Here is a 22,437-nt window from a genome sequence, read left to right as displayed (position 1 = left end):
GCTCGTCATGAATTCCCTCGTCCCCATGGTGGTGGAGCAGTCCACCCGCGGCGAACGTGCCTTCGACATCTTCTCGCGCCTGCTGCGCGAGCGCATCATCTTCATCAACGGCCCTGTCGATGACGGCGTCTCCGCCCTGGTCTGCGCACAGCTCCTGTTCCTGGAGGCGGAGAATTCGAAGAAGGAGATCTCGCTCTACATCAACTCCCCGGGCGGATCGGTGACCAGCGGCTTTGCCATCTACGACACCATGCAGTTCATCAAGAGCCCGGTCTCGACGCTGTGCATGGGATCGGCCTTCTCGCTCGGCTCCTTCATCCTGATGGCCGGCACGGCCGGGCGCCGCTTCGCCCTGCCCAATGCCTCGATCATGGTGCACCAGCCGTCGGGCGGCTATCAGGGCCAGGCCAGCGACATGCTCATCCACGCCAACAACATCATCAAGTCGAGAGCCCGTCTCAACGGTCTGTACGCCCAGCATTGCGGCCGGACCGTCAGAGAAGTCGAGGCCGCCATGGATCGCGACAATTTCATGTCCGCCGACGAAGCCCAGGCCTGGGGCCTTGTCGACCACGTCGCATCGGAGCGCCAGGAAGCGGCTTAGGAAACGTCGAAGAAATAAGTGAACTGCTTCCGGACTGTCATCCCCGGCGAGCAAAGCGAGGGAAGGAGATCCAGGGGCTGGAGATCGAGCCCTTCAACCCCTTGATCCCCTTCCCTTCGCCCTCTCTCGCTTCGCTCAAGAGCGGCTCAGCCGGGGATGACAGCGGCACGTATCTACCATGCGGATGAGGACGTCCGCGTTCCCAAGACGACCCGGCCATAGGTCAAAATGAGAACCGCTAGCGACAAAGCTCGCACAAGCCCCCAATGACGTTTGAATGAGCCGCATTGCGCTTGTCAGCTCCTGATTCTCGCCCCCGTTTTGCCACCGCAACCCATCTGTGGCGGCTCCGGGACGGCTTCAAGGCAGGCTTGTGCAGGCCTGCACGAGCAAATGTGACGCCGCAACCATGCCTTGTCCTGGAGCAAAGCGCGTTTGAGTGTAAGCGCATCTTTGCTCTCATTCTTTGGTTCAACGCGTCTTTGCAATTCTTGCCGATTCCGGCAAATCGCAAAACGCTTTGGCAGAAAAGCCGGCAGCCAACAGCCATTCTCCCCATTTTTTATTTATTCTCAAACACTTGGCATAATTCTGCCTCGCCTTGACACCGCAAGGGGGCCTGGGTATGGTCCCGCCGTTTTCAAGGGGGGCGTCCGGCTCAGTTTTGGCCGGCCAGGGAGCATGTTGCCGCAATGGCGAGCGACGAAGCGGACCAGGCCGGGAAATCCGGCAAAGACGAATCCCGCGAAAGTGAATTGAACGAACGCTTGCGCCGTCTCGACGAGCGCCTCGGCTCCATCAAAGCCGGGGAAGAAGCCGAAACGGCCAAGGCGCGCAAGCAGGAGGGCGATCCTTCTGCGATCGGCAAGGCCATGCGCCTCTCGTCCGAGTTCGTCGGCGGCATCATCGCCGGTGGCTTGCTGGGATGGGTCGTGGATCGGTTTGTCGGTACTTCGCCGTGGGGGCTCATCATCTTTTTGATGCTTGGCTTCGGGGCAGGTATCCGGAACTTGTTGCGCGCCTCGAATATGTTGGGCAAAACGCCCGGCAAACAGGAATGATCCGGCGCCTTGCGCCACAATTGAAGACAGGGCCTGCCAGGCGATGCATAGTCCGATTACGCAGTTCGAGATCAAGCCGCTCTTCCATATCGGCAGCATCGCGTTCACCAACTCGGCTCTCTTCATGTTCCTGGCGGTGATCCTCATCGCGCTGGTGATGATTGCCACGACCTCTGCCCGCGCCACCGTGCCGGGCCGCTGGCAGTCCCTCGCCGAGACCTTCTATGAATTCGTGGCCGGCACCGTGCGCTCCTCGGCCGGAAACGAGGGCATGCGTTTCATGCCGCTGGTGTTCTCTCTGTTCATGTTCGTGCTGTTCTGCAACGTGCTTGGCCTGATTCCCGGCTTCTTCACCGTCACCAGCCACATCATCGTCACCTTCGCGCTGGCGGCCCTGGTGATCGCCACGGTGATCCTCTATGGTTTCTACAAGAACGGCGCCCACTTCCTGAAGCTGTTCGTACCCTCCGGCGTTCCGGCCGTGCTGCTGCCGCTGCTGGTGGCGATCGAGATCATCTCCTTCGTCTCGCGTCCGATCAGCCTCTCCGTCCGTCTCTTCGCCAACATGCTGGCCGGGCACATCGCGCTGAAGATCTTCGCAGGCTTCATCGTCATGCTCGCCAGCGCCGGCGCGCTGACGGCGATCCTTTCGCCCCTGCCCCTGCTTCTCGTGATCGCCCTGGTGGCGCTCGAAGTGCTGGTTGCCGTGCTGCAAGCCTATGTCTTCGCTACGCTGACCTGCATCTACCTCAATGACGCCCTTCATCCCGGCCATTGATCCCGTCTAAATCCAACAAAACCTACACCAACAGGAGTTCTCCATGGATCCCGTCGCAGCTAAGTATATCGGCGCTGGTCTCGCTTGCATCGGCATGGCCGGCGCTGGTATCGGTCTCGGCAACCTGTTCGGCCAGTTCCTCTCGGGCGCCCTGCGCAACCCGTCGGCTGCCGACGGCCAGCGCGGCACTCTGCTCCTTGGCTTCGCTCTGACCGAAGCTCTCGGCATCTTCTCGCTGCTCGTCGCTCTGCTGCTCCTCTTCGCAGTCTGATCCGCGCCAGCCACGCCGAACGGGACGGCTTTCGCGGTTTTTTCTAGAAATCGCGGGGCCGTCTGTCGTTTCAGTGGCTAAAGCGTTTTGCGATCTGGCGGTCCCGCCAAGAATCGCAAAGACGTGTCGAACCAAAGCGCTAGGGCAAACAAGCGTTTCCGTCCAAACGCGCTTTGCTCTAGAACTGGCAGCAATTCCATCTGTTTGTGGCTCAATCTGTTTGTAGCTTGGCCTGCAAAAACGTGAGTTCACATCCGTTGAAGGTGTTTCATGGCTGAAAGTCACGCAGGAACCGAGGTTCCCGGCGATGCACATGGGGCCAAGGGCGCATTTCCGCCCTTTGACAGCTCGTCCTTTGCCTCACAGCTTGTGTGGCTGGTCATCGCTTTCGGGCTTCTCTACATCCTGATGTCGAAGATCGCGCTCCCGCGCATCGCCGGCATCCTCTCCGAGCGGTCAGCTAAGATCGCGGCGGACCTTGCGGCTGCGCAGAAGGCGAAGGCGGACAGCGATGAGGCCGTGGCCTCATACCAGACCTCCCTCATCAAGGCTCGCGCCAAAGCCCAAAACATCGCGGCCGAAACCCGAGCTGCCGTGACTGCCGAAACGGACACCACTCGCAAGTCGCTCGAGGCCGATCTCTCGGCCAAGCTGGCAGCGGCGGAAGCCAAGATCCAGGCGACCAAGCAGGCTGCCCTCGGCAACGTCAACGGCATCGCCGTCGACGCCACCACCGCCATCATCGAGCAATTGCTCGGCAAGGCCCCTGAGCCGCAGACGGTCCAGTCTGCCGTCAACACGGCCTTGGCTAACTAAGGGAGGCGGGCGTGATCGAATATTTCGCCGAGATGATCCATGAACTCTTCAACCCTGCCGGGCCCGAGTTCTACATCCTCATCGCCACGCTGATCTTCCTGGCCATCGCCTGGAAGCTCGGGGCCTTCGGCCAGATCGGCAAGGGCCTCGACGCCCGCGGCAATGCCGTGCGCGCCGAGCTCGAGCAGGCTCGCGCCTTGCGCGAGGAAGCCCAGAAGCTGCTGGCCGACTATCAGAAGAAGCAGAAGGAAGCGGAAGCCGAAGCTGCTGCGATGATCGAGGCCGCCAAGGCCGAGGCCGAGCGCTTCAAGGCCGAGCAGATCGCCAAGATCGAAGACTTCGTGGCGCGCCGCACCAAGCTTGCCGATCAGAAGATCGCCCAGGCCGAAACGTCGGCCGTCGCCGAGGTCAAGGCCGCCGCTGCCGATGCCGCCGTCAAGGCTGCCACCACGATCCTTGCCGACCAGCCGCCCGCCAGCACCGGCAATCTGATGTCGGCTGCCCTCAACGAGGTGCGCGCCAAGCTCAACTAAGCGGCCCGAACCGGACGCTGTTGAAAACCGCCCGAGCTCTCGGGCGGTTTTTTATTGTCCTGCTCGCGCCGCTGTCGCTTGGAAAGGCCGTGATCCGATGATAGGCCCGCTGCAGGGCCAGCGCGGGATCCCGCGGATTGCCGAGCCCCAGCCGCGGATGCCGAAAATCATGAAGCGATTTGGACGTCTGGTCTTGCGTCAACCTGCCGTGTCCGATCTCGAACGGCATTTCGAGATCCACGGCGATCCGGCGACCAATCTTTACAATCCGGCGGGTCCGACCCCGAATATCGCAGCCAGCGAGCGGGCACTTACACGCTGGATCGAGCATTGGCGTCGGCACGGCTTCGGGACATGGGCGGTGGCGGCCGCAGACAATCCCGAACACCTGATCGGCTTCGGCGGCGTCGGTTACCGAACCTATGGCAGCGAGGAACGCCTCAATCTCGGCTTTCGATTCGCCCCCGAAGCCTGGGGTCAGGGCCTGGCCACGGAACTCGGCCGTGCAGGCCTGGAACACGCCTTTGAGGACCTGGGCAGCGAGGCGGTCTTCGCGCTCGTCCGGCCGGCCAATCTCCCCTCGATCCGAACGCTCGAGAGACTGGCGATGCGCCGCGATGGCTTTCTCGACGATGTGCCGGGGCAAGCGCCGAGCCTCGTCTATGTCATGACGGCCGAGGATTTTCGGGCGACGGCGAACCGGTCCTGAAATCGCGTGGGTTTTGACCGCCGCTTCCGCGTCGAGATACCTTGAGGGGTGATACATCCCCTCGTCCGGCTCAATATCGTTCGCTAAAACACCATCGGAGTTTGCGCGAGCTATGTCCCCGGTCTTTACACTTGACCCGGCAATCCAGTCTCTTGCCCGCCTGTCTGTGGCGCTGGATAGCCGGGTCAAGCCCGGCTATGACAAATTGAAGCGCTCTGCCCTTCCTAAGTGAAACTCATCGCCCTCTGCCAGCCGCCCCTTCTCCCCCGAGGAGAGAAGGAGCTATACCTTGGTGGAGCCCTACAGGTCCGCCAGCGTCGCCTTCAATCGTTCGATCAGCAAGGCCGCATTCTCATGCGAGAACACCATGGGCGGGCGGATCTTCAGGCTGTGTCCCCGCAGGCCGGTGGCTGAGATCAGCACCTGGCGCTCGCGCAGGCCGTTGACGATGGCGGCGGCCGCTGCGGCGTCGGGGGCACCCTTGGCATCGACGATGTCGGCGCCGATGAACAGCCCTGCCCCGCGCACTTCGCCGATACGGCCATCATGCCTGCCGAGATCCTCGATGCCGCGCTTGAGCGCCGCGCCGACATCACGGGCATTGGCGATCAGGCCTTCGTTCTCGATAACGTCGAGCACGGCCATGCCCACCGCGCAGGAGACGGGATTGCCGCCGAAGGTGTTGAAATAGCGCACCTCGCGCCCGAAGGCTTCGAGATGCTCGGGCCTCGCCGCCATGGCCGCCATCGGATGGCCATCGCCCATCGGCTTGCCCATGGTAACGAGATCGGGAACGATGTCATGCCGGGCAAAGCCCCACATGCCGGCGCCGGTACGGCCGAAGCCGGGCTGGACTTCGTCGGCGATGAACAGGCCGCCGGCAGCGTGGATGGCCTCCACCGCCGGACGCAGGAAGCCGGGCGGGTCGGCGAAGACGCCGTCGCTGGAGAAGATGGTGTCGACCAGCAGCGCCGAAGGTCGGATGCCATGAACAGCCATATCGGCAATCGCCGCCTTCACGCCTTGCGCAAAGGCTTCGCCGGTCGTGTCGGCAGACGTGGGAGCAGGCACCACCCGCACCGTCTCGGCGATCGGCGCCCCCGCGCCGAGCGAGGGCGACATCTGGGCGAGCACATCCGTCACGCCATGATAGGCGTTCTGCGTGACGATGACGCCCGTACCGCCGGTCACAGCCTTGGCGACGCGCAAGGCCAGGTCGTTGGCCTCGCTGCCGGTGCAGGTGAACATGATGTTGGAGATCTCGGCCGGCATGGTCGCGACCAGCCGCTCGGCATAGTCGAGAATGCCGTCGGTGACGTAGCGCGTATGGGTATTGAGCACCCCGGCCTGGCGCGCCAGCGCCGCCACCACATGCGGGTGGCAATGACCGACGCTGGCGACATTGTTGTAGGCGTCGAGATAGGCCGTGTCGTCGGGCCCGTAAAGCCAGACGCCCTCGCCCCTGACCACATGCACCGGATGGGCATAGAACAGACGATAGGCAGGGCCGAGCACGCGCCGGCGGCGCTCGATCAGGGCTGCCTCATCGGCGGCAAAGCCGGCCGTGTTGCTGGGATCGAAGGCATTGACCATGGTCATGAGAGGCGATCCTTGCTCAGGTAAAGGTGGAATTCGTCCGCCGCCTGGTTTGACGAGAGCGAGCGCGCGGCAGCCAATCCCGCCCAGGCCCGGCCGGCATTGCGCAGGATGTAGTCGCGATTGCCGGGCTCCAGCGTGCAGCGCCAGGCCGTGATAATGGCCGTCAGCGTCATGCGGCCGCAGATGAGATCGAACAGGCAGCCGATCTCATCGTCCTGCAGGGGCTGGATGCGGTTGTAACCGGCGACGAACTGCTTGACCGGCTCCAGGAAGTCCACCCCTTCCCCGACATGATAGGAGGCCGATACGCCCACCTCGTTGACCAGCGGGGCTCGTACCATGTCGCCGAAATCGATGATGCCGGCGAGTTGGTCCAGCGCACCGTCATCTCCCGGTCCAACCAGGATGTTGGAGGGGTTGAAGTCGTTATGAATCACCTGGGTTCGAAGCCCGGCCGTCAGGGGCAATGTGTGGGCCTCGAGCCGGTCCAGCACGGCGGTGACGAGGGTGCGAGCCTCCTCGTCCTCGACATGTACGACCAGCGGCCGCAGGCTGGGGGCGTGGGTGAGGTCCCACAACAGGTCGGCCGGGCTGCCGGCATGCTCGAAACCGTCCAGGGCGCGGTCGAGCTGGGCAAGGCCGGCGCCGAGATTGCGGCGAAGCGCGGGGCCCCGTTCGAGCTTGGCCAGAGGCGTGCCGGGCAGATAGGTCAGCACGCGCACCAGGCGCGGCGGCTGCCCGGGCTCCTCAAGCCAGAAATAGGCTTCGCCGGCCTGCGTGCGCACGACCCGAGGCACCGGCAGGTCGACATCCCTTCGGGCGATATGCAGCAGGGCCTCCGTCTGGAAATCGGTCACCGCCACATCTTCGGCCGGGTTGACGATCTTCAGGAGAAACTCGCGTCCGTCGCCCGCCAGGAGCCGAAAATTGTTGTCGCGCTCGCCGATCAGCGGGAAGGCTTCGACGTCGAGGCCGTAATGATCACGGATGATGGCCTCCGCACGTGCCTTGGAAACAGGCGGGGCCGGCGTGGAAAGAACGGTCGATGTCTGTGGAGGCACCATGGCATCCCCCTCTCCCATCCCTCAGGCCTCGACGCAACCCCCGCATGGCGGGAGAGGCCGCGCAATGGTCGGTAAATCGACCAGGGTGCCTGCCTGTATGGCTGTTTTGGCCATCAGGCCTCGGTTCTCAGAATGGCGCGCGATCATCCTTCCCCGACTTCGGGGAAGGTGCCGATGCGAAGCAGCGGCGGAAGGGGGAGAGTGGCGCCCATCTGTCAAATATGATCGACTGCGCCACTCTCCCCCACCCGACCCGGCTTTGCCGGGCCACCCTCCCCGAAGTCGGGGAGGGATTGTCGCGCTCTACTCGGCCTCGTTAGATTGTGTCCTTGATAGCCTAATAGGTCGGCGGGGTGATCGCGCTGACGATCTCGCTGCGCCCGTCCGAGATGTTGCGAAAACGGTGCGGCAGCCGGCTGTCGAAATAATAGCCATCGCCGGCACGGAGCACCTCGACCTTGCCGTCGACGGTAATCTCGATGGCGCCGCTCAGCACCATGCCGCCTTCCTGCGCCGAATGGGCATAGGCCTCGCCTGAATCAGCGCCGGGCGCGTAGGTCTCGTGCAGCAGCAGCATGGACTTGTTGGGATAATCGAGGCCGATGACGCGATGGGAGATCGCCTCCGGCTGCCCGATCTCGGTCAGGTCGGCGGCCCGGTAGAAGGGGCTCTGCGGCAGCGCGGATTTGAGATCGATGAAGAAGCCCGGCAGCGTGGTGCCGAGCGCGTCGAGAACCGCTCTCAGCGTGTCGAGCGAGGGGCTGATCAGGTCCCGTTCGATCAGCGAGACCGAGGAGTGCGAGACACCCGAGCGCAGGGCGACCTCCCTGACGCTGAGCTTGCGCCGGTGGCGCAATTCGCGCAGCTTGTCTCCGATCTTCATCGTCCCTCCTTGGGCATGGCATCACGCAAGTGGTGAATATATTGAACGAGCCTGTCTGGGGCAATTGCGCCGGGCGCTTGCGGCGGCAAGTCTTTGGGCATCTCGCTTCCCAAGGCATTTTCCAAGAAGTTGATCGACTTCCTGATTCAGAAAATGCGCCAAAACAAAGAATTAGAGAAAAAGGCCACCAATGCTCGACGCCACCATCCAAGCTCGCATCACACGCATCAAGGCACCGGGACGCAGCGCCCTCACCGACAATGCGCCCGTGGAAGCCACCGTGAAGCAGGTCGTCGACGAGGTGCGCAAACGCGGCGATGCGGCGCTGCGCGACTATTCGCGCGAGTTCGACAAGGTCGATGTGGAGCGCTTCGAGGTGACCGCCGCCGAGCGCCAGGCGGCCGTGGATGCCCTCGACCCGCAGACCCGGGCCGATACCGAATTCGCCATCGAGCGGGTGCGCGCTTTTGCCGAGGCCCAGCGCGCCACGCTGCTGCCCTTGGAGATCGAGGCCCTGCCGGGCCTGCATCTTGGCCATCGCATCATCCCGATCGCCCGTGTCGGCGCCTATGTGCCCGGCGGGCGCTATCCGCTGCTGTCGGCGCCGGTGATGACCATCGTGCCCGCCAAGGTCGCCGGCTGCGACGAGGTGATCGCCTGCCTGCCGCCGGGCGCTCACCAGGCCATGATTGCCGGCTGCCACCTCTCCGGCGCCGACCGCATCTTCCGGGTCGGCGGCGCCCAAGCCATTGCCGCCATGGCCTATGGTACCGAGAGCATCCCGGCCGTCGACAAGATCTTCGGCCCCGGCAATGCCTTCGTCAACGAGGCCAAGCGCCAGGTCTTCGGCCTTGTTGGCATCGACCAGCTCGCCGGCCCCAGCGAGATTTTCGTGGTGGCCGACGAGACGGGAGACGCGGTCACTATCGCCGTCGACCTGCTTGCGCAGGCCGAGCACGACGTACGCACGCGCGTCGGCTTGATCACCACAGACAGGGCCCTGGCCGAAGCGACCCTGGCCGAGGTCGAGCGCCAGCTCGACAACCTGCCCACCGCCAATGTCGCCGGTCCGGCGTGGCGCGACTATGGCGAGATCGTGCTGTGCGAAGACGAAGGGGCCATGCTGGCCTATTCGGACTTTATCGCCGCCGAACATCTTGAGGTGCACACGCGCGATGCCCACGCCACCGCAGCCAGGCTGCGCAATTACGGCTCGCTGTTCATCGGCGTCTCGGCCAGCGTGGTCTATTCGGACAAGTGCTGCGGCACCAACCACACCTTGCCCACCATGGGCGCGGGGCGCTACACAGGAGGCCTGTGGGTCGGATCCTACCTCAAGACCTGCACCCATCAGTGGCTGGACGATCGCGGCGTCGCCGCAGTCGCCCCGCCGGCCATTCGGCAGAGCGCCAGCGAGGGGCTGGAAGGCCATCGCCGGGCGGCAGCCCTGCGCCTCGCTCCCAAGCAGCCGCTTGCGGAGATCGGCGTCTAATTTTTTCACCGGAAGCGGGCGCTGCCATTGCCATTGGCGGGCTCGCGGGTTCCGATGCGACAATTCCATGCGGCGGTGAGCCGCGTGCAACAGACGAAGCGGGTCCTTCCTCCGGGAAAGACACTGCGACGCAAACCAGAGACCGAACCAGTGGGGAAGACCGCAATGCGCTTCAAACACCTCCTTCTTGCCTCCGGCATCGCCTTGGGCACCGTCCTCGCCGGCGTCGCCAGCGCTTCGGCGCGCGACCTCACCGTCGTATCCTGGGGCGGGAACTACCAGGACGCCCAGCGCAAGATCTATTTCAAGCCCTTCTCCGAAAAGACCGGCAAGCCGGTGCTCGACGAGGCCTGGGACGGCGGCATCGGCGTACTGCAGGCCAAGGTCAAGGCAGGCACGCCCAATTGGGATGCCGTGCAGGTCGAGGCCGAGGAATTGGCGATCGGCTGTGCTGACGGCATCTACGAGCCGCTCGACTGGAACAAGCTCGGCGGCAAGGACAAGTTCATCGACAGTGCCGTCAGCGATTGCGGCGTGGGCGCCATCGTCTGGTCGACCCAGCTTGCCTATGACAGCGACAAGTTGAAGGAAGCCCCGAAATCCTGGGCCGATTTCTGGGACACCAAGAAGTTTCCGGGCAAGCGCGCCTTGCGACGCGGCCCCAAATACGCCCTCGAATTCGCGCTGATGGCCGATGGCGTCGCCCCCAAGGACGTCTACACGGTGCTGCGCACGCCCGAGGGCGTCGATCGTGCCTTCAAGAAGCTCGGCGAGATCAAGGGCGACATGGTCTGGTGGGAATCGGGCGCCCAGCCGCTTCAGCTCCTGAAGTCGGGCCAGGTGGTGATGACCTCGGCCTATAATGGCCGCATCACCGGCATCAACAAGACCGAAGGTACGCACTTCAAGGGCGTGTGGCCGGGCTCGATCTACGCCGTCGACAGCTGGGTCATCCTCAAGGGCAGCCCGAACAAGGATGCGGCGATGGACTTCATCGCCTTCGCCAGCCTGCCGGAGAACCAGTCCAAGCTGCCGCAGGATATCGCCTATGGCCTGCCAAGCAAGGCCGCGGCCGCCCAGGTGCCCGCCGATCTTGCCGTCGACCTGCCGACCTCGCCGGCCAACATGACGGATTCGGTCTCCATCGACACCGAATTCTGGAATGACAACATCGAGGATCTGACCAAGCGCTTCAACGCCTGGCTCGGGCAGTAGGCCCGTCCTTTCTCCGGCATGCGCCTGCTCTCGGGCACCAGCCTTTGTCGTTGCCGGGCTTGACCCGGCAATCCAGGACCGCTTTCAAGGTTGAGGCGAGGCACTGGATGCCCGGGTTGAGCCCGGGCATGACAAGGCTGCGTTAATGCCGGCTGGGTTGCGTCTCGATGTCCGTGTGGACATCGCTCATTCCAACTTCCCAAGGCCCGCGCCTGGAAGGAGCTTTTCGGATCCGATGGACTCGTTCATTCACTTCGACGGTGTCAGCAAATCCTTCGGCACGATGAAGGTCGTCGACAATCTCGACTTCCATGTCGGCCAGGGCGAATTCGTCAGCCTGCTCGGCCCCTCCGGGTCGGGCAAGACAACCCTCCTGATGATGCTGGCCGGCTTCGAGGCACCCAGCAGCGGCGCCTTGCTCGTCGACGGCACCCGCGTGGAGAACCTGCCCTCCTACAAGCGCAACATGGGCGTGGTCTTCCAGAACTACGCCCTGTTTCCGCATATGAGCATCGCCGAGAACGTCGCCTTTCCGCTCAAGATGCGCGGGATCGGCCGGGCGGAGCGTGACGCCCGGGTGACCAAGGCGCTCGACCTGGTTCGCCTCGGCCATCTCAAGGACCGCAAGCCCTCCCAACTCTCGGGCGGCCAGCAGCAGCGCATCGCGCTCTCGCGCGCCCTCGTCTACGAACCCAAGGTGGTGCTGATGGACGAGCCGCTCAGCGCACTCGACAAGCAGTTGCGCGAGCACATGCAGCTCGAGATCCGCGAGCTGCATCGCAAGCTCGGCCTCACCGTGATCTTCGTCACGCATGACCAGGGCGAGGCCCTGACCATGTCGGACCGGGTCGCCGTGCTCAATCTCGGCAAGATCGAGCAGCTCGACACGCCATCGGGCCTCTACGACCGTCCGCGCACGCGCTTCGTCGCCGAATTCATCGGCGAGACCAATTTGCTCGACGGTACCCTGAAATCCTGCTCGGACGGCCTGGCCACCGTCGAGCTCGCTTTGGGACCGACAGTCTCCTGTCGCACCGAGCTTTCGCCGAAGCCGAGTGCGCAGGTGCTGGTCTCCGTGCGGCCAGAAAGGCTGCATCTGAGCGATGCGCCGGCCCTGGCCAACAGCCTGCCCGTGCGCGTCGAGGATGACGTCTATCACGGCGACCATGTCCGGCTGCATCTGTCGAGCGGCGAACGCCGCCTCGTGGCCAAGGCCGACAGGCGCGAGGCGAGCCGGGCCATCGGTTCCGAGGTCCATGTCGGCTTCGCGCCCGACGACTGCACGCTGGTCCTGCCATGACGGCGGCGGCGCGGCTCAAGGCCGCTCTCCTGGTGCTTCCCCTCATCGCCTTTCTCGGCATCTTCTTCCTGTGGCCGCTCGGTATGATGATCGTCACCTCCGTGCAGGGGGGCACCGTGCGTCATGCCTTTCCGCTGACGGCGGAGGCGATCGCCGGCTGGAAGGGCGACGGCCTGCCGCCGGCCGAGGTCCAGGCCGCGCTCGCCAAGGATCTGCGTACGACGATCCCCCAGGAGCAGTTCGGCGATGCCGTGCGCGCGCTCAACAGCCAGCAGGCGGGCTTCCGCACCCTCCTGCCGAAGACCGCCACTGCCGTGCGCAACGCCCCCGAAAACAGCCCGCCTCCCCTCGCCGGCATCGATCCGCGCTGGGGGCAGCCTGCCTTCTGGCTGGCGCTGAAGCGCTCGATGCCGTCCTACACGGATGCGAACCTCCTGGCTGCGGTCGATCTCAAGCGCGCCGATGACGGCAGCATCGCCAATGTGCCTGCGGATATGGCCGTAAACCGCATGATCATGCTGCGCACCTTCATGATCGCCCTGCAGGTGACGCTGCTCTGCGTCGCCATCGGCTTGCCCTTCGCCATGCTGGCCGCAAGCCTCTCGGGCTGGAAGCGCAATCTCCTGCTGCTCTCCGTGCTGCTGCCGCTCTGGACCTCGCTCCTGGTGCGAACCGCCGCCTGGATGATCCTGCTGCAGGAGAACGGGCTGATCAACCAGACGCTGAAGGCCCTCGGCCTGATCGATGCCTCGCTGCCGCTGATCTACAACCGCACCGGCATCCTCATCGCCATGACGCATGTGCTGCTGCCCTTCATGGTGCTACCTGTTTATGCCAGCCTCGTCGCCATTCCGCGCAATCTGATGCCGGCCGCCGCTTCGCTCGGCGCCCCCCCGCTGCGGGCCTTCAGCCACGTTCTCCTGCCGCTGGCCATGCCGGGCGTGCTCTCCGGCTCGCTCCTCGTCTTCATGGTGGCGCTCGGCTACTACATCACCCCCGCTTTGGTCGGCGGCCCGAACGAGCAGATGATCTCCTCGGTAATCGCCTTCTATGCCACCGGCACCGCCAATTGGGGCATGGCCGGCGCGCTCGGCATCTTCCTGCTGGTGCCGACCACGGTGCTCTACCTCGTCTATGGACGGCTCTCGCGCACGCCAATGGTGCAGCCATGATGGGATTGGGCAAGAATTCCTTCAACGCCCTGCGCCTTGCCTTCGGCGCGCTGATCGTGGCGTTCCTGGTCGTCCCGCTGGCGGCGATCCTGCCACTGGCCTTCACTGACAGCGTGTTCCTGACTTACCCGATGACGGGCCCCTCGACACGCTGGTTCGATACGCTCGCCACCAGCGACGCCTGGCAGCGCTCGATCGTCAACTCCATGATCGTGGGTTCTGGCGCGACGGTGCTGTCCACCGTGGTCGGCACACTTGCCGCCCTCGGCCTCAGGCGCAATCTGGTGCCGTTCTCGGGCGTGCTGCGCTCGATCTTCCTGCTGCCCATGGTGGTGCCGGCGGTGGTGCTCGGCGTCGGCATGCAGATCCTCTATGCCCGGCTCGGCCTCGCTTCCTCCTATGCGGGCGTGATCATCGCCCATGCCGTTTTGTGCGTACCCTTCGTGCTGGTCAACGTCTCCGGTTCGCTCGCCAGTATCGATCCGGCACTGGAAAAGGCGGCGGCCAGCCTCGGCGCTTCGCCCGGCACCGTCTTCCGAGCCGTGACCTTCCCGCTCGCTCTGCCCGGCATCCTTACCGGCGCTGCCTTCGCCTTCGCCACCTCGCTCGACGAGGTGGTGATCACCCTGTTCGTCGCCGGCCCCAACCAGACCACGCTGGCACGGCAGATGTTCTCGTCGCTCAGGGAGAACATCAGCCCGGCCATTGCCGCGGCTGCCTTCCTGATCATCGTGATCACGCTGATCCTGGCCGTCGCCGTGAAGGGAGCCGCGATCCTGGCTTTGATCGGCAAGCGCAAGCAGGTCCTGCCGGCTGAGGAATGATACCAAGTTCGAGGAGATAGGCTCCTTCCGGGTGCGCGGGCGCCGCGACATGCAGGCATGTCGCTGCGACGTCCGCGCACCCGGAAGGACATCGCTCGACATATTCGGCACGCCATGAGGCACCCCCCTGCCCGGCGCGTGCGTCGTGTCACGCCGGCATAGCGGTGCTTGAGCAAAGATATCGGCAAGTCAGTCGCGTAGGAGCCTTTGCTCCACCATGGCGTTTTGTGATTCCTGGCGGCATCGCCAAGAATCGCAAAGACGCGAGGAAACAAAGAGTTAGAGCACAGCACGTTTCCGTCCCAACGCGCTTTGCTCTGGAAGCGTGAGAGTACCATGCCGAGTACCGCCACCGACATCCTGCCCAATCCGACGCGCCGCCAGGTCGCGGCCTTGCCGCTTCGCGAAAAGGACGGTCGCATCGAGGTCTGCCTGGTGACCACCCGCACCACCCATCGCTGGACGGTGCCGAAGGGCTGGCCCATCAAGGGCTGCAAGGATCATGTCGCCGCGCGCATCGAGGCCGAGCAGGAAGCGGGGCTGACCGGCAAGCCGCGCAAGAAGGCGCTCGGCTCCTTTATCTATTGGAAACGTCTCGCCGACCGCTTCGAACTGATCAAGGTGAACGTCTATCCCCTGCGCGTCACCGGCATGCTGCCGGCGTGGAAGGAACAGGCCGAGCGCCGCGTGCAATGGATGGGCCTCGGCGACGCCTCCATCATCGTGGACGATCCCGGTCTCGCCCGGCTGCTGTCCGGGCTGAGGCCGGCCATGGCACCGTAGGATGTCCCTCTTTTTGGATCGCAGGCATCCCATGAAATGATGAGCCGGCCTAACCGGCAAGCTGCTCCATGCAGACCTTTCGGACGCACTCCCTCAGCCAGCGATGCGCCGGGTCGGCATCGAGCCGCGGGTGCCAGAGCAGAGAAATCGTGATCTCCGGCAAGGCAAACGGCAGCGGGAAGCAGAACAGCCCGGCGCGCAGCCGACCGGTGGAACGCTCGGGCACGGTGGCGATCAGGTCGGTCGAGCGGGCCAGGGCCAGGGCTTCGGCAAAACCGCTGACGATCGTGGCAATGTTCGGCTTGAGGCCAAGCGCTTCGAACCTGCCGTCGACAGGCCCCCGATAGAGGGCTCGGCGAGAAATCAGAACATGGCTTCCGCCGGCATAGCGCTCAGGCGTGACCAGAGCCTCGCTCAGAGGATGCCCCATCCTGACGACACCGACGAAACGATCGCGGAACAGGGCCTGCGCCCGCACTTCCGGTCCCATCGAATCGCCGATCACGCCCGTCTCCAGATCCACGCTGCCGTCCCGCAGAGACGTGCTGTCCTTGTCGACTTTCGGCACGAACCGGAGCGTGACCCCCGGCGCCTGTTCGCGGACATGAGCAATGAGATCGGGTCCGAAATTCTCGACGAAGCCCTCCCGGTTGCGAAGGGTGAAGGTTCTCGTGAGCTTTTTCAGGTTGAGCGCTTCTACCGGACGAAGAACGCTTTCGACACTCTGGACGAGTTGGCCGACGCGTTCGCGCAGTTCCAGAGCCCGCGGCGTCGGCACGAGCCCGCGGCCGGCCCGAACCAACAGGGGATCACCGGTCGTCTCGCGCAAGCGGGCCAGGGCCCGGCTCATCGCCGAGGGGCTGAGCCTGAGGCGGCGGGCCGCTCGGGCGACACTGCCTTCCGTCAGCAGAACGTCGAGCGTGATGAGAAGATTGAAATCGGGAAGCGACATGGGTCGATCATAGCATCCAAAGTCAATTATGGCATGGCGTTTGATGCACGAATGAAGTGCAGATGATGCGCGTTCCGCCATGTCAGGCACAGGCCTATCTTTCGGTGGTTCCACCTTCGAACCGACGGAAGACGCGATCCATGCCGAAATCAGCCACCAGAGACGATGGACGAATGCATGAAAAGGCCACGCCCAAGTTCCACGGAGCGCTTGCCTGCCTTTCCCTCTGCATCCTGCTGTCGTCCCTGGGCACCAGCATCGCCAATGTCGCCCTGCCGACCTTGGCCACGGCCTTCTCGGCGTCATTCGAGCAGGTGCAGTGGATCGTGCTGGCCTATCTGCTGGCGATGACCACTTTGGTCGTCAGTGTCGGCCGATTGGGGGACATCGTCGGGCGGCGCATGCTGCTGTTGGCCGGGCTCACCCTGTTTACGCTGACTTCCGCTTCCTGCGCAGTGGCGCCCACATTCGGGCTGCTGGTCGCGGCTCGCGCCGCCCAGGGCCTCGGCGCAGCCATCATGGCGGCTCTCGGCATGGCTGTTATCGGCGAAGCCGTTCCCAGGGAAAGGACCGGCAGTGCCATGGGGCTGCTCGGTACGATGTCGGCCGTCGGCACCGCTCTGGGGCCATCGCTCGGAGGCCTCATGATTTCCGCCTTCGGCTGGCGGAGCATCTTCCTCCTCAATATTCCTTTGGGCCTCCTGGCCTTCTATCTTGCCCATCGATTCCTGCGCGAGGACGGCGGCAAATCCCGGGATGTCCGCAACAGCTTCGACAGCCTCGGCACGCTGCTGCTGGCCGCAACGCTCGCCGCCTACGCCCTGGCCATGACCACGGGACGCGGCACTCCCGGCTGGATCGGCACGAGTCTGCTGCTGGCAACCGTCATCAGCGGCGGCCTCTTCCTGCTGGCGGAGGCACGTGTCAGCTCACCCCTGATCCAAGTGGCGGCCTTCCGTAGCGAGGGGCTGAGCGTCAATTTGGCAACGAGCGCCCTGGTCGCGACGGTGATGATGACGACCTTCGTGGTCGGGCCGTTCTATCTCGTCCGTGTCTTCGCTCTCGACGAGGCTGACATCGGGGCGGTAATGGCGATCGGCCCGGTCCTTTCCATCCTGAGCGGCGTGTTTGCCGGACGCATCGTCGATCGCCTGGGTGCGCCTCGCCTGATCCTTATCGGCCTCACCGTGATGACAGTCGGAGCCATCGCCCTATCCATGATGGGCCCGACGTTCGGCGTCGCCGGCTATATTGCCGGCATCGTCATCCTGACGCCGGGCTACCAGCTTTTCCAGGCCGCGAACAACACCGCCGTCATGGCCGGTATCCCAGCGGACCGGCGAGGCGTGACATCAGGCCTCGTCAATTTGTCGCGCAATCTGGGCCTGATAACCGGGGCTTCGGCCATGGGAGCCATCTTCCGTTTTGCCGCGGGAACGGGCGACATCGCCAAAGCCCCTTCGGAGGCCGTCGCCTTCGGCATGCAGGCGACATTCGGCACCGCCGCCTTCCTGATCGTGGTTGCGATTATCCTGGCTGCGGGAACGCGCATTCTGGCGGGACGCGCCGCGCAGCCACAGGATGTCCCCTGAATTGTGGGGTGCAGGTGAAGCCCAAGCGCAAGTTTCACCCTCCCCTGGAGGTATCGGCACTTCCTCTTGGAAGTGCCGATACCTCCAGGGGAGGGTGATGAATTCGCGCCTCAGCCCTGCGGCGCCATCGCAGCGGGATCCATCCACACGATTTCCCAGACATTGCCGTCGGGATCCTCGACGCTGCGGCTGATCATGAAGCCATGGTCCTGCGCCGGGTTGGGATCGGCGCGCCCGCCCGCTGCCGTGGCGCGGGCCAGCGTCGCATCCACCCCATCGCGGGTGTCGACATTGAGGGCGATCAGGGCCTGGCTCCACTGGCGCGCATCACCGATCGGGCGCTTGGTGAACTGACCATAGCGCTCATGGGTGAGCAGCATCACGACGATCGCATCCGAAAGCACCACCGATTTGGTCTGCTCGTCGGAAAATTGCGGGTTCACCTCGCCGCCCAGGGCGACATAGAATGCAGTTGCGGCGGCAAGATCGCGCACCGGCAGATTCAAGAAAATCATCTTGGCCATCACTTCCTCCTTCACCGAATGGGCGAGTTGACTTATTATCTCGCTATGATGTTAGTAGACGAAAAGTATCTTAATGTCAAGATACTTTTCGTCAAGAGAACCTGCCGATGGACCGCGCCGATATTGCCGTCGAACAATGGGCTCGCGAGCGCCCCGACCTCCCCTCCTTGCCGATGGCGGTGTTCGGCCGCTTGTCCGATGCGTCAGAACGGGTGCTGCGCGACCATATGAACCCGCTCTTCGCCGCCGCGGGCCTGCAGCCCGGCGAGTTCGACGTGCTGGCTACGCTGAGGCGTTCGGGCGAGCCCTATATGCTTTCGCCGACCCGGCTCTACGAAGCGGCGATGATCTCCTCGGGCGGCATGACCAATCGCCTCGACAGGCTGGAACACGCCGGCCTGGTCGAGAGGCGCCCCGATCCCAATGACCGCCGCGGCAAGCTGATCGCCCTCACCGAGGCCGGCAAGGCCGTTATCGACGAGACTATCGCGCGCCATGTCGCCAATGAGGAGCGGCTGCTGTCGGTGCTGACGCGGGCCGAGCAGGAAACCCTCGATGGCTTGCTCCGAAAGCTGATCACCGCCCTTTGACGAGAGGCTCCGGCTGCTGCGCAGCCAGGCGCGCAGGCCTCAACCGGGCAGCCTCTGCATCAGCGGCTGCGGCTGCGCCGGCATCTCCGGCACCAGGTTGAGGCCGGCTTCATACTGGTGGAAGCCGTCGAAATCGCCCTTGCCGATCGGGCAACCGGCAAGGCGCAAGAGTGAATAGGCCATGCCGAGATGAAAGAAGAAGTTCGGCAAGGCATATTGAGTGACGAATTCGACGGCCTTGGCCTCGAACACCGCCTGGCCGGCCTTCTCCCGTACGAGCCTGGCTTCCCCGCCGGCAAAATCACGCCGCGAGACGTTTTTGAGCCGCGCGATGGTGTTTCCCAGCAAGAGGCGGATGTCCTCGATCGATTCGATCGGGCCGTCATCGAGCATGATCGGTTGCTGCAGCACCGGGTTGATGGCCCGGATGGAGAAGCCCAGCGCGATGCGAACCTGCCACTTCAAAGGGAACATGTTCGGCTGCAGGGCCAGGTTGAGGACCTCCGCCTGCTCAGTGCCCCGGAGCTGCAGATGCTCGGCCGTCTTGTCGAGGATCGCGTCGAGATTGGTGAGATAGCGCAGGAAAACCGGAACGGAAACGTCGAAAAGATCAGCCATGGGCTTGCTTCCCTGGACGGCCTCGGACCGCCCGCATAAATACGCTTGTCGAGTTCCGCATCCGGCCAAAGGGGCCGGCCGGCGCTCAGTGAGCGCGGCCGATACAGAACTCCACCACATCCGCCAGGGCCGATTTCATCGGACTGTCGGCGAACAGCGCCAGGGCATCCTTGGCCATGGCCCCATAATGACGGGCGCGCTCGATGGTATCTTCCAGCGTCTTGTGGCGGCGCATCAGGCCGATGGCGTGCTCGAGATCGGCTTCCGTGATCTCGCCGCGTTCCAGCGTGCGGCGCCAGAAATCGCGCTCGCCCTCATTGCCGCGTCGGAAGGCCAGCACCACCGGCAGGGTGATCTTGCCCTCGCGGAAATCGTCGCCGACATTCTTGCCGAGCTTGGTGTCCGAGCCGCCATAGTCGAGCGCATCGTCGACGAGCTGGAAGGCAATGCCGAGATTCATGCCGAAGGAACGGCAGGCGGCCTGCTCATCCTTGGGGCGCTCGGCCAGAACCGGGCCGACTTCGCAGGCGGCCGCGAAGAGCTCCGCCGTCTTGCCGCGAATCACCGCCAGATATTCGTCCTCGGTGGTCGCCGTATTCTTGGCGGCGGCAAGCTGGGCCACTTCACCCTCGGCGATCACCGTCGCAGCGGTCGAGAGGATGTCGAGTGCCTTGAGCGAGCCGACTTCTACCATCATCTTGAAAGCCTGGCCGAGCAGGAAATCGCCGACCAGCACGCTCGCCTCATTGCCCCACAGCATGCGCGCGGCCGGCTTGCCGCGCCGCATATCGCTCTCGTCGACGACATCGTCGTGCAAAAGCGTGGCCGTATGCATGAACTCCACGGAGGCGGCCAGCTTCACATGCCCCTCGCCCTGATAGCGGGCGAGCTGCGCTGTCGCTAGGGTCAGAATCGGGCGCAGTCGCTTGCCCCCGGAAGAGATCAGATGGTTGGCGACTTCAGGAATCATCGTCACCTCCGACCCCGTCCGCGACAGGATAGTGGCATTGACCCGCGCCATATCCGCCTTGGTCAGGTCGACGATCGGCTGGATCGATCCTTGCGACCCGGATTTGTCCTCGAATGCGACAACGACGCCCAATACATGCACTCCGTTTTGCCGGCACCATAGAAATGCGCGGCTCCCCATACAAGCTCGCAGTTGTCGCGCCAACAAGCACATTGCAATTGTTGCGATAATCGCAACCATTGCCGCATGGAAGAAATCGTTCGTACCAATGATCCCGTGCTGATCTCCTATATCGAGGCCCTGCTCACAGAGGCAGGCGTGGTCCATCTCGTGCTGGACACCCATATGAGCGTGCTGGAAGGCTCACTCGGCATGATCCCGCGCCGCATACTGGTCGACACGGATCAGAGCGTGCTGGCGCGCCAGCGGCTGACCGAGGCCGGCCTCGGCAAGGAGCTGCGCACGCCGTGACCACAACCGAGACCACCCTCTCGGCTTTTCTCGGCGGTCGGCTGCAGCTCTCACAGCCGGCCCGGGGCCATCGGGTCGGAACCGACGCCGCCTTGCTTTCGGCCTGTCTTTTGCCGGCTGCGGGAGAGATGGTCTACGACCTCGGTGCGGGGATCGGCGCCGCCGGCCTCGGCCTTGCCGTCCGCTGCCTGCAATGTCGCGTCACGTTGGTCGAGATCGATCCGGTCATCGCGGCATTGGCAGCCGGGAATGCGGCACGCAACGGCCTTGCCGAGCGGGTGGCCACGATCGAGGCCGACGTCACGCAAAGGCCGGCAAAGGGCCAGGCCTTGCAGCCCGGCACGGCCAACCATGTCATCATGAATCCGCCCTTCCATCTTCCCGGCACGATTCGCCCGGCACCCGATGGTTATCGCGCCGGTGCGCATGTGCATGGCGAGGCCGATGAGGAAGCCTGGATCCTCTGTGCCCTCGCCCTCCTGCGCGCCAAAGGCAGCCTCGCACTCATCCACCGCGCGGATGCCCTGCCCCGGCTGCTGGCCAGCCTCGACCGGCGCTTCGGCGACATCCGGGTCAAGCCCGTGCAGCCGAACGCCGGCGCGCCGGCCGTCCGCCTGCTCATCCGCGCCGTCAAGGGGTCGCGCGCGCCCTTCCTCCTGCTGCCGCCGCTGATCCTGCATGACGAGAACGGCGGCTTCACCGCAGAGGCGGAGGCCCTGCATCGCGGTGAAGCCTCGATCGACTGGCAGGCCTAGCCTGGAGGCTAGCCCGTCTCGTTCAAAAGCGAGAGGAAACGGGCGAACAGGCCGGCCTGGGAATGGATGCCGAGCTTGTGGTGGATGTTGCGGCGATGCACCTTCACTGTGCCCACTGAGATATGCAGAAGGCGGCTGATCGAATCCGACGAATGCCCCTGCAGCACCAGATTGACGATTTCACCCTCCCGCGCCGTCAGCGACTGGCTGGCCCATAGGCGGGCGCGATCGAAATCGCTGCCCGGCAGCGGCAATGTCGCCATCCGGCTGCCGGTCTCGCCGAACTCCGGCAGGTCGCGCCAATGCTGGGCGCACAGCGCGAGGACGATCGGCGCCAGGTCGCGCAGGCCGCGCACCTCGGCGGTGCCGAACGGCCCTGACCCCGCCAGGCGCATCAGCGACAGCACCACCGAGGTCTGCTCGGGGAGCTGCACGAAAAAGCCCACCTCCTCGGCAAGGCCCGTCTGGCTGTAATAGGAGCGGAAATATTCGCTCGTATAGAAGCGGTCGGGCGCCAGCTCGCGCATGCGCCGGAAGCCTTCGCAGCCCCCGATCGCAGCCCGATGAAAGGGATCGAGCAGATAGGCGCCATCCTGATAGAGGGCGACGAAGATATGGCTCTCGGCCGGCGAAAAGGTCTCGTACAGCATCGGCGGCCGAGCCGAGCCGCGATAGGCGAACACCACGCTGTGGTCGAAACGCCCATGCAGGCCGAGCCAGGCCAGCAGGGCGCGCGCGAAGTCACCCGAGCCGGTGCGACCCGCGGTTCCTATCGCCTCCGCCAGCGCCGTGGATGCCGCCAGATTATGCCTGGTGCCGCCGATTTCTACCCCCTGTGCTGAACAAACATGCAGCATATAC

25 protein-coding genes are annotated in these 22,437 nt (G+C 64.3%); 17 read left to right on the top strand and 8 right to left on the bottom strand.

The window, feature by feature from the left end:
* The first annotated feature begins 7 nt into the window (after positions 1-7).
* The 7 genes from ACR9ZN_RS30850 (at position 8) to ACR9ZN_RS30820 (ending at position 4,772) form a co-directional block, all read left to right on the top strand.
* Positions 8-604, top strand: a complete 597-nt coding sequence (locus tag ACR9ZN_RS30850; RefSeq protein WP_434955415.1) for an ATP-dependent Clp protease proteolytic subunit — start codon at positions 8-10, stop codon at positions 602-604.
* A gap of 692 nt (positions 605-1,296) precedes the next feature.
* Positions 1,297-1,665, top strand: coding sequence for an AtpZ/AtpI family protein (locus tag ACR9ZN_RS30845; protein WP_454813155.1), 369 nt, complete (start codon positions 1,297-1,299; stop codon positions 1,663-1,665).
* Positions 1,666-1,708: 43 nt separating this feature from the next.
* Positions 1,709-2,443: a F0F1 ATP synthase subunit A gene (locus ACR9ZN_RS30840; RefSeq protein ID WP_434955413.1), complete on the top strand. Its 735-nt coding sequence runs from the start codon at positions 1,709-1,711 to the stop codon at positions 2,441-2,443.
* Positions 2,444-2,486: 43 nt separating this feature from the next.
* Positions 2,487-2,714 (top strand): F0F1 ATP synthase subunit C, encoded by a 228-nt coding sequence (locus ACR9ZN_RS30835; protein ID WP_068291855.1) that lies wholly within the window; start codon positions 2,487-2,489, stop codon positions 2,712-2,714.
* A gap of 270 nt (positions 2,715-2,984) precedes the next feature.
* Positions 2,985-3,530 carry a F0F1 ATP synthase subunit B gene (locus tag ACR9ZN_RS30830; protein ID WP_441772792.1) on the top strand — a complete coding sequence of 182 codons (546 nt, stop codon included), beginning with the start codon at positions 2,985-2,987 and terminating at the stop codon, positions 3,528-3,530.
* Positions 3,531-3,562: 32 nt separating this feature from the next.
* On the top strand, positions 3,563-4,063 hold the full coding sequence (locus ACR9ZN_RS30825; protein ID WP_149255299.1) for a F0F1 ATP synthase subunit B family protein: 501 nt from the start codon (positions 3,563-3,565) through the stop codon (positions 4,061-4,063).
* Between the two features lie 193 nt (positions 4,064-4,256).
* Entirely contained in the window at positions 4,257-4,772 is a 516-nt protein-coding gene (locus ACR9ZN_RS30820; protein WP_454813153.1) for a GNAT family N-acetyltransferase, read from the top strand.
* 300 nt (positions 4,773-5,072) lie between these two features.
* On the opposite strand, the gene ACR9ZN_RS30815 is transcribed toward ACR9ZN_RS30820, so the two are convergent.
* The 3 genes from ACR9ZN_RS30815 to ACR9ZN_RS30805 all read right to left on the bottom strand — a co-directional run bounded on the left by ACR9ZN_RS30815 (position 5,073) and on the right by ACR9ZN_RS30805 (position 8,318).
* Entirely contained in the window at positions 5,073-6,371 is a 1,299-nt protein-coding gene (locus tag ACR9ZN_RS30815; protein ID WP_481274020.1) for an aspartate aminotransferase family protein, read from the bottom strand.
* Positions 6,368-7,435 (bottom strand): phosphotransferase, encoded by a 1,068-nt coding sequence (locus ACR9ZN_RS30810; RefSeq protein WP_454813151.1) that lies wholly within the window; start codon positions 7,433-7,435, stop codon positions 6,368-6,370. Before ACR9ZN_RS30810 ends, ACR9ZN_RS30815 begins: the two co-directional genes overlap by 4 nt.
* A 337-nt stretch (positions 7,436-7,772) precedes the next feature.
* Entirely contained in the window at positions 7,773-8,318 is a 546-nt protein-coding gene (locus ACR9ZN_RS30805; protein WP_434955408.1) for a cupin domain-containing protein, read from the bottom strand.
* A 190-nt stretch (positions 8,319-8,508) separates the two neighbouring features.
* Here ACR9ZN_RS30805 and hisD point away from each other — a divergent pair, with 190 nt between their 5' ends.
* The 6 genes from hisD to ACR9ZN_RS30775 all read left to right on the top strand — a co-directional run bounded on the left by hisD (position 8,509) and on the right by ACR9ZN_RS30775 (position 15,104).
* Positions 8,509-9,810, top strand: a complete 1,302-nt coding sequence (gene hisD, locus ACR9ZN_RS30800; protein ID WP_481274019.1) for a histidinol dehydrogenase — start codon at positions 8,509-8,511, stop codon at positions 9,808-9,810.
* Between the two features lie 165 nt (positions 9,811-9,975).
* Positions 9,976-11,025 carry an ABC transporter substrate-binding protein gene (locus ACR9ZN_RS30795; RefSeq protein ID WP_434955406.1) on the top strand — a complete coding sequence of 350 codons (1,050 nt, stop codon included), beginning with the start codon at positions 9,976-9,978 and terminating at the stop codon, positions 11,023-11,025.
* A 235-nt stretch (positions 11,026-11,260) separates the two neighbouring features.
* Positions 11,261-12,325, top strand: a complete 1,065-nt coding sequence (locus ACR9ZN_RS30790) for an ABC transporter ATP-binding protein (RefSeq protein WP_481274018.1) — start codon at positions 11,261-11,263, stop codon at positions 12,323-12,325.
* Entirely contained in the window at positions 12,322-13,497 is a 1,176-nt protein-coding gene (locus ACR9ZN_RS30785) for an ABC transporter permease (RefSeq protein WP_434955404.1), read from the top strand. The genes ACR9ZN_RS30790 and ACR9ZN_RS30785 overlap by 4 nt, the downstream gene beginning before the upstream one ends.
* The gene (locus ACR9ZN_RS30780) at positions 13,497-14,321 is read left to right on the top strand and encodes an ABC transporter permease (RefSeq protein WP_481274410.1); all 825 of its coding nucleotides are present in this window, start codon (positions 13,497-13,499) and stop codon (positions 14,319-14,321) included. The genes ACR9ZN_RS30785 and ACR9ZN_RS30780 overlap by 1 nt, the downstream gene beginning before the upstream one ends.
* Positions 14,322-14,657: 336 nt before the next feature.
* Positions 14,658-15,104: an NUDIX hydrolase gene (locus ACR9ZN_RS30775; RefSeq protein ID WP_454813147.1), complete on the top strand. Its 447-nt coding sequence runs from the start codon at positions 14,658-14,660 to the stop codon at positions 15,102-15,104.
* 49 nt (positions 15,105-15,153) lie between these two features.
* Here ACR9ZN_RS30775 and ACR9ZN_RS30770 read toward each other — a convergent pair whose 3' ends face one another.
* Complete coding sequence (locus ACR9ZN_RS30770; protein ID WP_481274017.1) at positions 15,154-16,056, bottom strand: LysR family transcriptional regulator; 903 nt, start codon at positions 16,054-16,056, stop codon at positions 15,154-15,156.
* A gap of 173 nt (positions 16,057-16,229) precedes the next feature.
* Between ACR9ZN_RS30770 and ACR9ZN_RS30765 the strand changes: the two genes are divergently transcribed.
* Complete coding sequence (locus tag ACR9ZN_RS30765) at positions 16,230-17,648, top strand: MFS transporter (RefSeq protein WP_481274016.1); 1,419 nt, start codon at positions 16,230-16,232, stop codon at positions 17,646-17,648.
* 110 nt (positions 17,649-17,758) lie between these two features.
* On the opposite strand, the gene ACR9ZN_RS30760 is transcribed toward ACR9ZN_RS30765, so the two are convergent.
* Entirely contained in the window at positions 17,759-18,172 is a 414-nt protein-coding gene (locus ACR9ZN_RS30760; RefSeq protein WP_434955400.1) for a VOC family protein, read from the bottom strand.
* A gap of 107 nt (positions 18,173-18,279) precedes the next feature.
* On the opposite strand from ACR9ZN_RS30760, the gene ACR9ZN_RS30755 reads away from it, so the two are divergent.
* Positions 18,280-18,762, top strand: coding sequence for a MarR family winged helix-turn-helix transcriptional regulator (locus tag ACR9ZN_RS30755; protein WP_481274015.1), 483 nt, complete (start codon positions 18,280-18,282; stop codon positions 18,760-18,762).
* Between the two features lie 39 nt (positions 18,763-18,801).
* Here the strand turns inward: ACR9ZN_RS30755 and ACR9ZN_RS30750 are convergent, their stop codons facing one another.
* Positions 18,802-19,380: a DUF1993 family protein gene (locus ACR9ZN_RS30750; protein WP_434955398.1), complete on the bottom strand. Its 579-nt coding sequence runs from the start codon at positions 19,378-19,380 to the stop codon at positions 18,802-18,804.
* Positions 19,381-19,465: 85 nt separating this feature from the next.
* Entirely contained in the window at positions 19,466-20,482 is a 1,017-nt protein-coding gene (locus tag ACR9ZN_RS30745; protein ID WP_434955397.1) for a polyprenyl synthetase family protein, read from the bottom strand.
* Positions 20,483-20,596: 114 nt separating this feature from the next.
* Between ACR9ZN_RS30745 and ACR9ZN_RS30740 the strand changes: the two genes are divergently transcribed.
* On the top strand, positions 20,597-20,821 hold the full coding sequence (locus ACR9ZN_RS30740; RefSeq protein WP_149251743.1) for a putative signal transducing protein: 225 nt from the start codon (positions 20,597-20,599) through the stop codon (positions 20,819-20,821).
* Complete coding sequence (locus ACR9ZN_RS30735) at positions 20,818-21,576, top strand: tRNA1(Val) (adenine(37)-N6)-methyltransferase (protein ID WP_481274014.1); 759 nt, start codon at positions 20,818-20,820, stop codon at positions 21,574-21,576. The genes ACR9ZN_RS30740 and ACR9ZN_RS30735 overlap by 4 nt, the downstream gene beginning before the upstream one ends.
* 8 nt (positions 21,577-21,584) lie before the next feature.
* On the opposite strand, the gene ACR9ZN_RS30730 is transcribed toward ACR9ZN_RS30735, so the two are convergent.
* Positions 21,585-22,433, bottom strand: coding sequence for a helix-turn-helix transcriptional regulator (locus ACR9ZN_RS30730; protein ID WP_481274013.1), 849 nt, complete (start codon positions 22,431-22,433; stop codon positions 21,585-21,587).
* Positions 22,434-22,437 lie beyond the last annotated feature (4 nt).

Source organism: Labrys sp. HAY1-8F (assembly GCF_056754975.1).
Note: the sequence above shows the minus strand (reverse complement) of the source record. Positions and strands in the feature narration are given on the sequence as shown.

Coding starts and splice junctions, on each gene's coding strand:
- ACR9ZN_RS30850 (WP_434955415.1), top strand. CDS start 8: ATGAATTCCCTCGTCCCCATGGTGGTGGAGCAGTCCACCCGCGGCGAA.
- ACR9ZN_RS30845 (WP_454813155.1), top strand. CDS start 1,297: ATGGCGAGCGACGAAGCGGACCAGGCCGGGAAATCCGGCAAAGACGAA.
- ACR9ZN_RS30840 (WP_434955413.1), top strand. CDS start 1,709: ATGCATAGTCCGATTACGCAGTTCGAGATCAAGCCGCTCTTCCATATC.
- ACR9ZN_RS30835 (WP_068291855.1), top strand. CDS start 2,487: ATGGATCCCGTCGCAGCTAAGTATATCGGCGCTGGTCTCGCTTGCATC.
- ACR9ZN_RS30830 (WP_441772792.1), top strand. CDS start 2,985: ATGGCTGAAAGTCACGCAGGAACCGAGGTTCCCGGCGATGCACATGGG.
- ACR9ZN_RS30825 (WP_149255299.1), top strand. CDS start 3,563: ATGATCCATGAACTCTTCAACCCTGCCGGGCCCGAGTTCTACATCCTC.
- ACR9ZN_RS30815 (WP_481274020.1), bottom strand. CDS start 6,371: ATGACCATGGTCAATGCCTTCGATCCCAGCAACACGGCCGGCTTTGCC.
- ACR9ZN_RS30810 (WP_454813151.1), bottom strand. CDS start 7,435: ATGGTGCCTCCACAGACATCGACCGTTCTTTCCACGCCGGCCCCGCCT.
- ACR9ZN_RS30805 (WP_434955408.1), bottom strand. CDS start 8,318: ATGAAGATCGGAGACAAGCTGCGCGAATTGCGCCACCGGCGCAAGCTC.
- hisD (WP_481274019.1), top strand. CDS start 8,509: ATGCTCGACGCCACCATCCAAGCTCGCATCACACGCATCAAGGCACCG.
- ACR9ZN_RS30795 (WP_434955406.1), top strand. CDS start 9,976: ATGCGCTTCAAACACCTCCTTCTTGCCTCCGGCATCGCCTTGGGCACC.
- ACR9ZN_RS30790 (WP_481274018.1), top strand. CDS start 11,261: ATGGACTCGTTCATTCACTTCGACGGTGTCAGCAAATCCTTCGGCACG.
- ACR9ZN_RS30785 (WP_434955404.1), top strand. CDS start 12,322: ATGACGGCGGCGGCGCGGCTCAAGGCCGCTCTCCTGGTGCTTCCCCTC.
- ACR9ZN_RS30780 (WP_481274410.1), top strand. CDS start 13,497: ATGGGATTGGGCAAGAATTCCTTCAACGCCCTGCGCCTTGCCTTCGGC.
- ACR9ZN_RS30775 (WP_454813147.1), top strand. CDS start 14,658: ATGCCGAGTACCGCCACCGACATCCTGCCCAATCCGACGCGCCGCCAG.
- ACR9ZN_RS30770 (WP_481274017.1), bottom strand. CDS start 16,056: ATGTCGCTTCCCGATTTCAATCTTCTCATCACGCTCGACGTTCTGCTG.
- ACR9ZN_RS30765 (WP_481274016.1), top strand. CDS start 16,230: ATGCATGAAAAGGCCACGCCCAAGTTCCACGGAGCGCTTGCCTGCCTT.
- ACR9ZN_RS30760 (WP_434955400.1), bottom strand. CDS start 18,172: ATGGCCAAGATGATTTTCTTGAATCTGCCGGTGCGCGATCTTGCCGCC.
- ACR9ZN_RS30755 (WP_481274015.1), top strand. CDS start 18,280: ATGGACCGCGCCGATATTGCCGTCGAACAATGGGCTCGCGAGCGCCCC.
- ACR9ZN_RS30750 (WP_434955398.1), bottom strand. CDS start 19,380: ATGGCTGATCTTTTCGACGTTTCCGTTCCGGTTTTCCTGCGCTATCTC.
- ACR9ZN_RS30740 (WP_149251743.1), top strand. CDS start 20,597: ATGGAAGAAATCGTTCGTACCAATGATCCCGTGCTGATCTCCTATATC.
- ACR9ZN_RS30730 (WP_481274013.1), bottom strand. CDS start 22,433: ATGCTGCATGTTTGTTCAGCACAGGGGGTAGAAATCGGCGGCACCAGG.